This is a genomic window from Sphingomonas hankookensis (genome assembly GCF_022664465.1).
GTDB classification, from domain to species: domain Bacteria; phylum Pseudomonadota; class Alphaproteobacteria; order Sphingomonadales; family Sphingomonadaceae; genus Sphingomonas; species Sphingomonas hankookensis.
Map to the genome: position 1 here is coordinate 123,751 of NZ_JAKREV010000007.1, position 13,687 is coordinate 137,437.

The 13,687-nt window shown below is 67.2% G+C and carries 7 protein-coding genes; 5 read left to right on the plus strand and 2 right to left on the minus strand.

The window, feature by feature from the left end:
* Window positions 1-84: 84 nt before the first annotated feature.
* Window positions 85-1,734, plus strand: coding sequence for an alkaline phosphatase D family protein (locus MF610_RS16805; RefSeq protein ID WP_242201389.1), 1,650 nt, complete (start codon window positions 85-87; stop codon window positions 1,732-1,734).
* Between the two features lie 95 nt (window positions 1,735-1,829).
* Window positions 1,830-4,238, plus strand: a complete 2,409-nt coding sequence (locus tag MF610_RS16810) for a ligase-associated DNA damage response DEXH box helicase (RefSeq protein ID WP_242201391.1) — start codon at window positions 1,830-1,832, stop codon at window positions 4,236-4,238.
* Between the two features lie 445 nt (window positions 4,239-4,683).
* On the opposite strand, the gene gyrB is transcribed toward MF610_RS16810, so the two are convergent.
* Window positions 4,684-7,164: a DNA topoisomerase (ATP-hydrolyzing) subunit B gene (gene gyrB / locus MF610_RS16815; RefSeq protein WP_242201400.1), complete on the minus strand. Its 2,481-nt coding sequence runs from the start codon at window positions 7,162-7,164 to the stop codon at window positions 4,684-4,686.
* Window positions 7,165-7,483: 319 nt separating this feature from the next.
* On the opposite strand from gyrB, the gene MF610_RS16820 reads away from it, so the two are divergent.
* Together MF610_RS16820 and MF610_RS16825 are read left to right on the plus strand one after the other, a co-directional pair.
* Window positions 7,484-7,855 carry a glycine zipper 2TM domain-containing protein gene (locus MF610_RS16820; protein WP_242201413.1) on the plus strand — a complete coding sequence of 124 codons (372 nt, stop codon included), beginning with the start codon at window positions 7,484-7,486 and terminating at the stop codon, window positions 7,853-7,855.
* 168 nt (window positions 7,856-8,023) lie between these two features.
* Window positions 8,024-10,558, plus strand: coding sequence for a porin family protein (locus MF610_RS16825; RefSeq protein WP_242201436.1), 2,535 nt, complete (start codon window positions 8,024-8,026; stop codon window positions 10,556-10,558).
* A gap of 126 nt (window positions 10,559-10,684) precedes the next feature.
* Here the strand turns inward: MF610_RS16825 and era are convergent, their stop codons facing one another.
* The gene (gene era / locus MF610_RS16830; protein WP_242201438.1) at window positions 10,685-11,587 is read right to left on the minus strand and encodes a GTPase Era; all 903 of its coding nucleotides are present in this window, start codon (window positions 11,585-11,587) and stop codon (window positions 10,685-10,687) included.
* 169 nt (window positions 11,588-11,756) lie between these two features.
* Between era and MF610_RS16835 the strand changes: the two genes are divergently transcribed.
* Window positions 11,757-13,343 (plus strand): alpha-N-arabinofuranosidase, encoded by a 1,587-nt coding sequence (locus MF610_RS16835; protein ID WP_242201439.1) that lies wholly within the window; start codon window positions 11,757-11,759, stop codon window positions 13,341-13,343.
* Window positions 13,344-13,687: the final 344 nt, after the last annotated feature.

A 13,687-nucleotide genomic window follows, 5' to 3' on the forward strand; every position in this document is an offset into this window, starting at 1 on the left:
TGGCGGATGACAGCGCGATGACGTCACGGACCTGTCGCATCGGCTGCATAGGGAACCGGCGAACCTCTTGTCGAAAGCCGTGAAATGACGCTCAACCGCCGCGACGCGCTCCGTCTGATGGGCAGCAGCGCCGCCCTGACCCTGCCGGCCGTCGGTCATGCCGCGCCGCCGACCGCGCGGTTCCTGCACGGCGTGGCGAGCGGCGATCCGGCGGCGGACGGCGCGGTGCTGTGGACCCGCGCCACCCCGGCGGCGGGCAGCGGCGGCGACATTCCGCTCGACTGGCATGTCGCCGCCAGCAACACCGGCGCGGCGATCGCCACCGGCCGCACCACCGCGCGCGGCGCACGCGACTTCACGGCAAAAGTCGAGCCGACCGGCCTAAAACCCGGCACCGACTACTGGTTCTGGTTCACCACCGCCGATGGCACCGCATCGCCCAAGGGCCGGTTCCGCACCCTGCCGCGCGGGCGCGTCGCCGACCTCGCGCTGGCGGTCGTGTCCTGCCAGCTGTATCCGGGCGGCTATTGGCACGCCTATACCGCGATCGCCGCCGAACCGCGGCTCGATGCGGTGCTGCACCTGGGCGACTATATCTACGAATATGCCGCGACCGGCTATGGCGCGGAGATCGGGCGCAAGCTGAACCGCCTGCCCGAACCGGCCCACGAGATCGTGACGCTGGCCGATTACCGGATGCGCCATGCCCAGACCAAGCGCGATCCGGCGATGCAGGCGGCGCACGCCCGCGCCGCGTTCATCTGCGTGTGGGACGATCATGAAAGCGCCAATGATTCATGGGTCGGCGGTGCGCAGAACCACGACGCCGCGACCGAGGGCGACTGGGCCGCGCGCAAGGCGGCGGCGATGCAGGCCTATTTCGAATGGATGCCGATCCGCGATCCCAAGCCCGGCCAGCCATGGGCGGCGATCAACCGCAGCTTCGATTTCGGCGACCTCGCCACGCTGGTCATGGTCGAGACGCGGCTGCTCGCCCGCTCGCAACAGGCGGCGCCCAAGGGCGCGGGGATCGAGCCCGACGATTATGCGACGATGATGGCGATCCGCGCCCGGCCAGACCGCGAACTGCTGGGGCCGAAACAACAGGCATGGGTCGAGCGCGAGCTGGCGCGGTCGGTCGCGGCGAAGCGGCCGTGGCAGCTGCTCGGCAATCAGGTCGTGATGGCGCGCGTGCCCGGCCCCGACCTCCTCAAGGAGATGGGGGCGGAGCGCTATGCCGCGATGCTGAACGGCCTGCCCGCCGCCTATGCCCCGCGCATCGCCGCCGGGCAGCAATCCTTTCGCGCCGGGCTGCCGATGAATTTCGACAGCTGGGACGGCTATCCGGCGGCACGCGAACGGCTCTATGCCGCGTTCCGCCGTGCGAAATCGCGCCCTATCGTGCTGTCGGGCGACAGCCATGCCGGCTGGGCCAACGACCTGCACGACGATAGCGGCCGGCTGGTCGCCAACGAATTCGGCGCGACCGCGATTTCCAGCCCGTCTTACGGATCGCTGATCCCCGGCATCGGCGCGATGATCGAAAAGGGCGCGCCGGAGGTCCGCTACTGCGATCAGGATCGCAAAGGCTATCTGTTGCTGACGCTGACGCCGGCACGGGCGGAAGCGCAGTTCCGGACGGTGTCGAGCGTGGTCGAGCCGGAGTTTACCACCGCGACGACCGCGCGGTGGCGGGTGGCGGCGGGCAAGCCGGGGCCGCTGGTGCAGGGGTAACCCCCTTTTCTCAAACGCAAACCGTACCCCGGCGATGATAAGGGGTGGAGTCGCAACGCTTTGCACCCCGCCCCCCGCCCCCTACATAGGTGGCAGTGCGCACCCTCCCCGCCCCCCTTGCCGACTGGTTCGCTGCCCGCGGCTGGGCACCGCGCCGCCACCAGCGCGAGATGCTCGACGTCGCGCAGGCCGGCAACCACGCGCTACTGGTCGCAGCGACCGGTGCGGGCAAGACGCTGGCCGGGTTCCTGCCGACGCTCACCGAACTAATCGAAGCGCCCGCCGACGGGCTCCACACCCTCTACATCTCGCCGCTGAAAGCCCTTGCCGTCGACGTGCAGCGCAACCTGCTCACCCCGATCGCCGACATGGGCCTCCCCATCCGGGTCGAGACGCGCACCGGCGATACCCCGTCCGACCGCAAGGCACGCCAGCGCAGCAAGCCGCCGCATATCCTGCTGACCACGCCCGAATCCTTGAGCCTGTTGCTGTCCTATCCCGACGCCGACCGGCTGTTCGGCGGTCTGCGCACGATCATCATCGACGAGGTGCACGCCTTCGCCACCGACAAGCGCGGCGATTTGTTGTCGTTGTGCCTAACCCGCCTGCAGCGCTTCGCCCCGGCCCTGCGCCGGGTCGCGCTATCGGCGACGGTCGCCGATCCCGACGGTTATCGCGCCTGGCTGGCGCCCGACGGCGATATCGACGCGGTGACATTGGTGCAGGGCGAGCCCGGCGCCGACCCCGATATCCGCATCCTGCTGCCGACGGATCGCATCCCGTGGTCGGGCCATTCGGGCCGCTATGCTGCGCAGCAAGTCATGCGCGAGATCGAGCGCAACCGCACCACCATCGTCTTCTGCAACACCCGCAGCTTGGCCGAACTGATCTTTCAGGACCTGTGGCTCGCCAATGACGCCAAGCTGCCGATCGGCGTCCATCACGGCAGCCTCGACCGCGAGGCACGGCGCAAGGTCGAGGCGGCGATGGCTGACGGGCGTCTCCGCGCGCTGGTCGCGACCGCCAGCCTCGATCTCGGCGTCGACTGGGGCGACGTCGACTGCGTGATCCAGATGGGCGCGCCCAAGGGGTCGTCGCGCCTGCTCCAGCGCATCGGCCGCGCCAACCACCGGCTGGACGAGGTATCGAAGGCGCTGCTGGTGCCGGGCAACCGCTTCGAATTTCTCGAGGCGCAGGCGGCGCTCGACGCGGTCGACGCCGGCGAACTCGACGCCGACCTGTTCCGCCCCGGCGCGCTCGACGTGCTGGCGCAGCATCTGATGGCCTGCGCCTGCGCCGAACCCTTTGCCGCCGCCGAAATGCTCGACGAGGTGCGTGGGAGCCTGCCCTATTCGGCGCTCGATGGCGACACGTTCGACCGCGTGCTGCACTATATCGCGGAGGGCGGCTATGCGCTGAAGGCCTATGACCGGTTCAAGCGGCTGCGGCTGGGCGCCGACGGGCGCTGGACCGTCACCAAGCCGGCCTTTGTTGCGCAGCATCGGCTGAACGCCGGGATCATCGTCGACGCGCCGACGCTCGACGTCCGGTTCAAGAACGGGCGGCGATTGGGCACGGTCGAGGAATATTTCGCCTCCACCCTGTCGCCGGGCGACACCTTCTTCTTCTCGGGCATGAGCCTAGAGGTAGAGAAGATCGAGCTGACCGACCTCGTGGTGCGCGCGACCAGCAAGCCCGCGCGCATTCCCAAATATGGCGGCACGCGCATGGCGCTGTCGACCAACCTCGCCGACCGGGTGCGCGGTTTTCTCGCCGATCCGGGCGAATGGTCGCGCTTTCCCGACGATGTGCGCGAATGGCTGGAGATACAGGCGCGGCGCTCGGTCCTGCCGCGTCCGGGCGAGTTGCTGGTCGAGACGTTCCCGCATGACGGGCGGCATTATATGGTCGCCTACAGCTTCGAGGGGTGGAACGCCCACCAGTCGCTCGGCATGTTGATTACCCGGCGGATGGAGGCGCTGGGCCTTAACCCGATCGGCTTCGTGTCGAACGACTATGCGCTGGCCTGCTACGCGCTCGAACCGATTATCGACCCGCAGGCGCTGTTTTCACCCGACATTCTCGAACACGAGTTCGTCGACTGGGTACAGGGATCGGCGCTGCTGAAACGCGCATTCCGCGAGGTCGCGGTGATCGGCGGACTGGTCGAGCGCCAGCATCCCGGCAAGCGCAAGACGGGGAAGCAGGTCACCTTCTCGACCGACCTGATCTACGATGTGCTGCGCAAATACGAGCCGGGCCATTTGCTGTTGCAGGCGGCGTGGGAGGATGCGCGGGCGCGGATGACCGATGTCGGACGGCTGGCGAAATTGCTGGAGACGGCGCAGGCGCGCATCCGCCATGTGACGCTCGACCGGGTCAGTCCGCTGGCGGTGCCGGTGTTGGTGCTGATCGGGCGCGAGCGGGTGACGCAGGGGTCGGCGGACGATGCGCTGCTGGTCGAGGCGGAAGCGCTGGCGGCCGAGGCGATGGCGTTGGATTAGAGAAGTCTGCCTTACGCCTCGCCCAGCCCCCTCCCCGTTTGCTTCGAGCGCAGGTTCGAGCCTGTCGAGAACCGACGTCGAGAAGGGGTTGCCCCAAGCAGGGAGTTCTCGACGGACGCTTCTCGACAAGCTCGAAGCTGCTCGAATCGAACGGGGTGGCTGGGGAATAGGGAAAGGAGGTAAGCCGAAGGAATCACCCCTTCCCTAACCTCGGCGTACCCCGGCGAAGGCCGGGGCCCAGTTGCGGGACGTCCGCGCTTCTATCGTTAGCGCACCGATGCCGTACCCCGGCCTCCGCCGGGGTACGGCATCAGGATTGCGACCTACCGACAGGCAAAAAGCCGTATCCCCGCGCAGGCGGGGATCCAGGGTAACAGGGCGCGACGCCCGTGACTCTGGATTCCCGCCTGCGCGGGAATACGACTTGTGCGGGTACGTCGCCCGATCAAACGTCCAGATTCGCCACGTTCAGCGCATTTTCCTGGATGAAGTCGCGCCGCGGCTCGACCACGTCGCCCATCAACCGCGTGAAGATCTCATCGGCCACGTCCGCCTGCTCGATCGCGACGCGCAGCATCGACCGGTTCGACGGGTCGAGCGTGGTTTCCCACAGCTGTTCGGCGTTCATCTCGCCCAGCCCCTTGTAGCGCTGGATCGACAGCCCCTTGCGCCCGGCGGTGAGGATAGCGTCGAGCAACTGGCTCGGCCGTGCGACCAGCGTCTCGCCCTTGGCGGCGACGGCGGGGATTTCACCCTCCTCGACCTCCGGCTCGGCGATCGGATCGGCCGATGCACTGCGCGCGCTCACCAGCTTCGACACGCCGGCATAGCTCGCCGCCTCTTCCGCTGCCAGCGAATGCAGCTTGCGCCCTTCCGCCGACAGCAGGAATGCCGGTTCGATCGTGTGCGTGTCGGTCACCCCGCGCCAGCGGCGCTGGAATTGCAGCCCGCCATCCTCGGTGACGCGCGCGGTCCACTGCGCCTCGACATCGGTCCGCCCGATGCGCGACACCGCATCGTCCAGCCGCGTCTGGCGGTCGGCATCGTTGATCTGCGGGTCGAGCACGCCGGCCAGCGCCAGCACCTCGACGATGCCCATGTCGTAGCGCCGCGGCACATAGCGCATCAGCGTGCGCATCCGCCGGGCGTGGCTGAGCAGCGCCTTCAGGTCGTCACCGCTGCGCGCGCCCGCCGGGCTTTCCAGCACATGCGCGCTGACCCCGGCCTCGACCAGATATTCGTCGAGCGCGTTGTCGTCCTTGAGGTAAACCTCCGACCGGCCCTTGGTCGCCTTATACAGCGGCGGCTGCGCGATATAGAGGTGCCCGGCCTCGATGATCTCGGGCATCTGGCGGTAGAAGAACGTCAGCAACAGCGTACGAATATGTGCGCCGTCGACATCGGCGTCGGTCATGATGACGATCTTGTGGTAGCGCAGCTTCGCAAGATTGAAGTCGTCGCGGATACCGGTGCCGAGCGCGGTGATGATCGTACCGATCTCGCGGCTGGCCAGCATCCGGTCGAACCGTGCGCGCTCGACGTTCAGGATTTTCCCGCGCAGCGGCAGGATCGCCTGGAAATGGCGGTCGCGGCCCTGCTTGGCGGAGCCGCCAGCCGAGTCACCCTCGACGAAGAACAGTTCGGACTTGGCGGGATCGCGCTCCTGGCAATCGGCCAGCTTGCCGGGCAGCGACGCGATGTCCATCGCCCCCTTGCGCCGCGTCAGCTCGCGCGCCTTCTTGGCGGCCTCGCGCGCGGCGGCGGCGTCGATCACCTTCTGGATGATCGATTTCGCGTTCGCCGGATTTTCCTGGAGATAGTCGGCCAGCTTGTCGGCCATCAGCGCTTCCAGCGGCTGGCGCACTTCCGACGACACCAGCTTGTCCTTGGTCTGGCTGCTGAATTTGGGATCGGGCAGCTTGACCGACACGATCGCGGTCAACCCTTCGCGCATGTCGTCGCCGGTGAGGGAGACCTTTTCCTTCTTCAGCATTCCCGATTTGTCGGCATAGTTGTTCAGCGTGCGCGTCAGCGCGGCGCGGAACGCCGCCATGTGCGTGCCGCCGTCGCGCTGCGGGATATTGTTGGTGAAGGCGAGGACGTTCTCGTAATAGCTGTCGTTCCATTCCAGCGCGACGTCGATGCCGACATCGTCGCGGAAGCCGTGGATCGCGATCGGATCGGGCATCAGCGGCGTCTTCGTCCGGTCGAGATATTTCACGAACGCGGCGATCCCGCCTTCGTAGAACAGCTCGACCTCGCGCGGCTCTTCATGCCGCGCATCGACCAGCACCAGCCGCACGCCGGAGTTCAGGAACGCCAGCTCGCGGAAGCGATGTTCGAGCTTGTCGAAATCGAACTCGATGATCTTGAACGTCTCGGGCGACGGCAGGAACGTAACCCGCGTGCCGCGCTTGTCCGACGGCCCCATCACCTTGAGCGGCGCCTCGGCATCGCCGCGGCGGAAGCGCATGAAATGCTCCTGCCCGTCGCGCCAGATCGTCAGGTCGAGGAAATCGCTGAGCGCATTCACCACCGACACGCCCACGCCGTGCAAGCCGCCCGACACCTTGTAGGCATTGTCGTCGTTGGTGTTTTCGAACTTACCGCCCGCGTGCAGCTGGGTCATGATGACCTCAGCCGCCGACACGCCCTCTTCGCTGTGGATGCCGGTCGGAATCCCGCGCCCGTTATCCTCGACCGAGACCGACCCGTCGGCATTCAGCGTGATGAGCACGCGGTCGCAATGGCCGGCCAGCGCCTCGTCGATCGCATTGTCGCTGACCTCGAACACCATGTGGTGCAAGCCGGAGCCGTCGTCGGTATCGCCGATATACATGCCGGGGCGCTTGCGGACCGCGTCCAGCCCCTTGAGCACCTTGATCGAGTCTGCGCCGTAGTCGTTCTGATTGGGGTTCGTTGCCATAGCGAGTATATAGGGTTTCGTGGCGGCGAACTAAAGCAAAACCCGCATGGTGGCGGGGTGGTTGCGACCGCCCGTGGTCGTCATTCCCGCGCAGGCGGGAATCCGTAAACGCCAACGGCCCAGCTCCATCGCGACGCCAGCGTCTATGGACTCCCGCCTGCGCGGGAGTGACGAGGAAGCGCCCAACCATTCCGCTCCAATAATGAACGGCAGCTAACAAGCACATTCAGTATCGGCTCAAGCGAATCGGCGCATACCCCAAATCACAGACGGACTTCCCCATCAGGAACCCGTCGCAAGATTTTGAGGGAGAAGACCCATGTTCAAGAAGCTCACGCTCGCTGCCGCCGCCCTTGCCACGGTCGCTACCGCCGCCGCCCCCACCGCCGCTTCGGCGCAGGGCTGGCGCGGGGACCGCTACGAGCGGGAATATCGCGGTGACCGCGGCTATCGCGAATATCGCGGCAATCGTGGCTACTATAACGATCGCGGATACAACCGTCGTTCGAACCGCGGTTGCGAAAATGGCGATGGCGGTACCGTGATCGGTGCGATCGCCGGCGGCCTGCTCGGCAACACGGTGGCGGGACGTGGTGACCGCCTGCTCGGCACCATCATCGGCGGTGGCGTCGGTGCGGTTGCCGGCCGGGCGATCGATAAGGCCGATGCGCCGCGCTACTGCCGCCGCTAACCGGTTTCCCGCGCCCCCGGTGGCGTAACGGGGCACGGGACATAGGGTCGGTCCTTCCTGATGGAAGGGCCGGCCCTTTTCCTGTGCCTCGCATTCGCCGGGTTCTGCCACGCTTCTGTCCGAAACCGTACCTAACCACGGGCGCGACGACGGCGGTGGAGAATGGGCATGATGGCGATGGGGCAGCGGGGCGCACGGATGTTGGCCATCGCCGCGATCGTCCTATCCCCCACCCCGATCTGGGCACAGGACGCCACCCCGCCACAGAAAGAGGACGATGACGAGGTCGTCGTCACCGGCCGGCGCCCCCCGGGCTCCGCGATCGGCGACGCCCAGCCGGTCGCGGTGCTTGACGCCGAAGCGCTCCGCGCGCTGGGTGCGACCAGCATCGAACAGCTGCTCAAACTCCTCAAGCCGCTGACCACCTCGGCCAGCGGCGGCGATCCGGTGTTCCTGCTCAACGGCCGCCGCGTGTCGGGCCCGCGCGAAATCTTTACGCTGCCGCCCGAGGCGCTGGAGCGGACCGAGGTGCTGTCCGAGCAGGACGCCGCCCGCTTCGGCTTTCCTGCGACCGTGCGGGTCGTCAATTTCGTGCTGAAAAAACGCTTCCGCGCGCTGGTGGTCGAACAGGGCGCCGGCACGACGACCGAAGGCGGCGGCGAAACGGCGAAGGTGGAACTCGGATCGACGCGGATCGAGGGGAACAGCCGCACCTCGCTGACCATCAACTATGACCGGCAGAACGCGCTGCTGGCCAGCGAGCGCCCGTACCAGATCGATCGCGACAGTCCGTTCGACCGTATCGGCAATGTGCGCGGGGTCGGCGGCGGCAGCATTCCGGCGCTCGACGCGCTGGCCGGGCGCCCGGTGACGGTTGCCGGCGCACCCTCCGACCCTTCGCTCCGCGGCACGCTGTCCGCCTATGGCGCGAACACGCCGAACTCGACCGACCTGTCGCTCTTTCTCTCGCTGCGCAGCAAGGATTTGCTGAAGGTCGACGGCACCCACGCCGTGCCGCTGGGCAAGAGCATGACCGCATCGCTCAACCTGACGATGGAGGCGGAACGCGGCAGCGCGCTGGCCGGGTTGCAGGGGGTGACGCTCGCGCTGCCCGCCGCCGCGCCGTTCGGCGGCGGCGTACTGCTCGACCGCTATCTGGACGAAGGGCCGACGCTGACCCAGCGCAACGACAGCCTGACGCTCCACGCCGGCAGCACGGTGCAGGGCGGGTTCGGCCGGTGGATGTGGACGGTGACCGGCGGCTACGACCGGGTCCGCGCCCGCGCTGCGGTCGATCGCGGCGTTTCGGCCGGTCTGTTGCAGACGGCGGTCGATGGCGGCGCCGATCCGTTCGACCTGTCGCCAGTCCTTGCCAGCGCCCCAATGATCGTCACCCGCAGCCGCACCGTGACCGGCACCCTGAACGGCAAGGCGACAGCGAACGGCCCGGTGCTGGAACTGCCCGCCGGTCTGGCGCAGCTGACGCTCAACGCCGACTATGCCCGATCGGACAGTAGCGGGTTGCTGGCGGGCGACGATGGCCGCGCGACGGGGCTCACCCGCACCGTCCGCGGGGGCAGCGCCAGCCTCGACCTGCCGATCGCCTCGGCCGATCGCGGCGTGCTGTCGGCGATCGGATCGCTGTCGGCCAACGCCACGCTCGGGCTGGTCGGCGTGTCGGACTATGGCAGCCTAGCCAGCAGCAATTTCGCGCTGAACTGGACGCCGTGGCGCCCGGTCCAGATCACCGCGTCGATCAACACCTCGCGCACCCCGCCGGCAATTGCGACGCTGACCGCGCCGGTCGTCACCGTGCCCAACACGCCGTTCTTCGATTTCGTCACGGGCAACAGCGCGCCGATCGCCGTCACCGGCGGGGGCAATACCGACCTGGCGCCCGAAACGCGACAAATCCGCACGCTCGGCATCGGCTGGCAACCGATCAAGGGCAAGCAGCTGCGCGTCGCGCTCAACTATGTCGACACGCGCATCACCGATCAGGTCGTCAATCTCGGCAGCGCGACCGCCGCGCTCCAGGCCGCATTCCCCGATCGCTTCCCGCGCGACGCCGCCGGCCAGCTGCTGCGCGCCGACCTGCGCCCGGTGAACCTGTTCCGGGAGGTCGAGCGCAAGCTGCAGGCCGAAGTCTCGTTCTTCGGCCAGATCGGCCCCGCCCCGGCCCCGCCCAAGCCGCCCGAAAAGGGCGCACCCCCGCCCCCGCTCCCTAAGGAACGGCCGATGGTGTGGAGCTTCCTGACGCTGACGGCGCGGCTGGAGGACCGGCTGACGCTGAGCCCCGGCCAGCCGCAGCTCGACCTGCTCGACGGGCAGACGCTCGACGGAAACAGCGGCCGTCCCCGGTTCGAGGCACAGGGTAATATCGGCGGATCGATCGGCCCGATCCGCGCCGGCACCTTCGGCATGTTCCGTCCCGCCACCCGCATCCGCAGCGACCTCGCCGCGTCCGACCTGCGCTTTTCGGAGCTGTTGTTTGTCGGGCTGTATACGCAGCTCGATGCCGCCAAACTCGCCCCGCGCGCACCGTGGACGAAGAGCATGACGTTCCAGTTGGAAGTGCAGAACCTGCTCAATAACCGCGTCGACGTCCGCGACCGGACCGGCACGGTGCCGTTCCGCTTCCAGCCATCGTTCCTCGACCCCTATGGCCGCATCGTGCGGCTGTCGGTGCGCAAACTGTTCTAGAACCAGCAACCCCGAAGGCCAAACCGTACCCCCGCGCAGGCGGGGGTCCAGAGCCAAGGGCGAAACGGCAGCGTTCGGAACCCTGGACCCCCGCCTGCGCGGGGGTACGATGCGTAGCGCGCGTCCTTACTCCACCCAGTCCAGCCCGATATCCCGGTACAGCATCCGGTCCTCTTCCCAGTTCGGCTTGACCTTCACGTGCAGGTACAGATGCACCCGCACCCCCAGCAATTCCTGCAATTCCTTGCGGGCGGTCGCGCCGATTTCCTTGATCCGCTGCCCGCCCTTGCCCAGCACGATCGCGCGCTGCGTATCGCGCGCCACATAAATCTGCTGGTGGATTTCGACCGATCCGTCGTCGCGCTCCAGATAACGTTCGGTATCGACCGCGCTGGCGTAGGGCAGTTCCTCGTGCAGCTGATGATACAGCTGTTCGCGCGTCACCTCGGCCGCCAGCATCCGGTCGGTGGCATCGCTCACCTGATCCTCGGGAAAATGCCACGGCCCCTCGGGCATCCGCTTGGCCAGCGCCGCCTTCATTTCCGCCAGCCCGTCGCCGGTCGTGGCGCTGACGAAGAACGTCTCCTCGAACGCCGCCATCTCGTGCAGCCGCGCGGCGTGGTCGAGCAGCCGCGGCTTGTCGGCGATGTCGACCTTGTTGAGGATCAGCAGCTTCGGCTCTTTCCGCGCGGCCAGCGGCTCGACGATCGCGCGAACCTTCGGCCCGATCCCGCCCTTGCCGTCGACCACCACTGCGACCGCATCGGCGCCCGCCGTGCCTTCCCACGCCGCCGACACCATCGCCCGGTCCAGCCGCCGCTTGGGTTCGAAAATACCCGGCGTATCGACCAGCAGCAGCTGGGTATCGCCCTCGATCGCGATACCCATCAACCGGGTGCGCGTCGTCTGCGCCTTGGGACTGGTGATCGCGACCTTCTGTCCGACCAGCGCATTGACCAGCGTCGACTTGCCCGCATTCGGAGCACCAAGGACCGCGACGAGGCCGCACGACTGGGGGGAAGACGTCAAAAGCTGAAAACCTGTCGATGAGAAGGGATGATGGCCTCCCTCTTACCCGCCCTGCCCCCGGCTGCAAAGCACCCCGATCCGCGCTTGATCGAAGCGGCGGGTGTCGCTACGCATTAGTCAGACAATAAACGGAGGGGGATCGATCCCAATGCTGACCGGCCAGACATCCATGCGCCACCAGTTGCGCAAGCGGGCGCGCGCATTCGTGCTCGGCACCGCATCGCTACTGATCGCGGCGACCGCGAGCGCGCAGAGCGCACCGACGCCGCAGCCCGGCGAACCGGCAAAGATCACGATCCGCGGCGATCAGGGCGGCCCGACCTATGACCGGCGCATCTTCACCCAGTTCGCCGAGCATCTCGGCACCGGCATCTATGGTGGCCTCTGGGTCGGCAACAACCGCTCCATCCCCAACACCCGCGGCTTCCGCAACGACGTGGTCGCCGCGCTGAAGCGCCTCGGCGTGCCGGTCATCCGCTGGCCCGGCGGCTGCTTCGCCGACGAATATCACTGGCGCGAAGGGATCGGCCCCAAGAACAAGCGCCCGGTCAAGATCAACACCCATTGGGGCGGCGTGACCGAGGACAATGCCGTCGGCACGCATGAGTTCATGGACCTGACCGAACAGGTCGGGGCCGAAGCCTATATCTCGGGCAATGTCGGCAACGGCTCTCCCCGCGAAATGGCCGAGTGGGTCGAATATATGACGCAGCAGGCAGGCACGCTTGCCGACGAGCGCGCGAAGAACGGCCGCAAGGCGCCGTGGAAAATCCCCTATTTCGGCATCGGCAACGAGCTGTGGGGCTGTGGCGGCAACATGCGCCCCGAATATGCCGCGGACGAAACGCGGCGGTTCGCGACCTTCATCAAGTCGCCGGAGGGCAGCCGCATCCTGAAGATCGCATCGGGTGCCAATTCCGAAGACTATAACTGGACCGATGTGATGATGCGGGAATCGATCAAGCAGATCGATGCGGTGTCACTGCACTATTACACCGTCCCCGGCGGCGGCTGGCCGCCCAAGGCGTCGCCGACGGAGTTCGACGAATCCGCCTGGGCCGAAACGCTCGCCCGTACGTGGAAGATGGAGGAACTCATCACCCGCCATTCGGCGATGATGGACAAATATGATCCGCAGAAGCGCGTGTGGCTGGCCGTCGACGAATGGGGCACGTGGTATGCGCAGGACCCGGGCACGCATCCGGGCTTCCTGCGGCAGCAGAACACGATGCGCGACGCGCTGGTCGCCGCGATCAACCTCGACATCTTCGCCAAGCATGCCGACCGCGTGAAGATGACCGCCATCGCGCAGATGGTGAACGTGCTGCAGGCGATGATCCTGACCGACGGGCCGAAGATGGTCCTGACGCCGACCTATCACGTGTTCGAAATGTACAAGCCGTTCATGGACGGCACCGTCCTGCCGATCACGATCAGCAGCCCCTATTATTCGCGCGACAAATGGGTGATGCCGGCGGTGTCGGCCTCCGCGGTGCGCGGGAAGGACGGCGCGGTGCACATCGCGCTGTCGAACGCCGATCCGAACCGCCCGGTACCGATCAGCGTCGCGCTGACCGGCGTCGCCGGCGCCACCGTCACCGGCCGCGTGCTGACGGCCCCGACGATGACCGCGCATAATACGTTCGACAATCCGAACGCGGTCGTGCCGGCGACGTTTACGGGCGCGCAGGTGGCGAACGGAACGCTGTCGGTGACGCTGCCGGCGAAGTCGGTGGTGATGCTCGACATCAAGTAATGCGGGCGGGGGCGGCGTGAGCGTCGCCCCCCCCCTTCCGACAAGTTCGTCACTTAACCCGCTCCTTCCCCTCCTCCCCTCCTCCCCCCCCCGTCCGTTTGCTTCGAGCGTAGGTTCGAGCCTGTCGAGAACCGAAGTCGAGAAGGGGTGCCCCAAACGACCAAGTTCTCGACGGACGCTTCTCGACAAGCTCGAAGCTGCTCGAACCAAACGGGTCGGGTATGAACGTCACCGAAAGCCGCACCCCGGCGAAGGCCGGGGTCCAGTCGGGAAACGCCGGTGGTTTGCCCCGACCTTTCCCCTTTCCCCTCTCCCCTCTCCCCTCTCCCCTCTCCCCTCTCCCC

Bases quoted from the DNA above. Each gene is read 5' to 3' on its own strand.
- MF610_RS16805 (WP_242201389.1), top strand. From the start codon at position 85: ATGACGCTCAACCGCCGCGACGCGCTCCGTCTGATGGGCAGCAGCGCC.
- gyrB (WP_242201400.1), bottom strand. From the start codon at position 7,164: ATGGCAACGAACCCCAATCAGAACGACTACGGCGCAGACTCGATCAAG.
- MF610_RS16820 (WP_242201413.1), top strand. From the start codon at position 7,484: ATGTTCAAGAAGCTCACGCTCGCTGCCGCCGCCCTTGCCACGGTCGCT.
- MF610_RS16825 (WP_242201436.1), top strand. From the start codon at position 8,024: ATGATGGCGATGGGGCAGCGGGGCGCACGGATGTTGGCCATCGCCGCG.
- MF610_RS16835 (WP_242201439.1), top strand. From the start codon at position 11,757: ATGCGCCACCAGTTGCGCAAGCGGGCGCGCGCATTCGTGCTCGGCACC.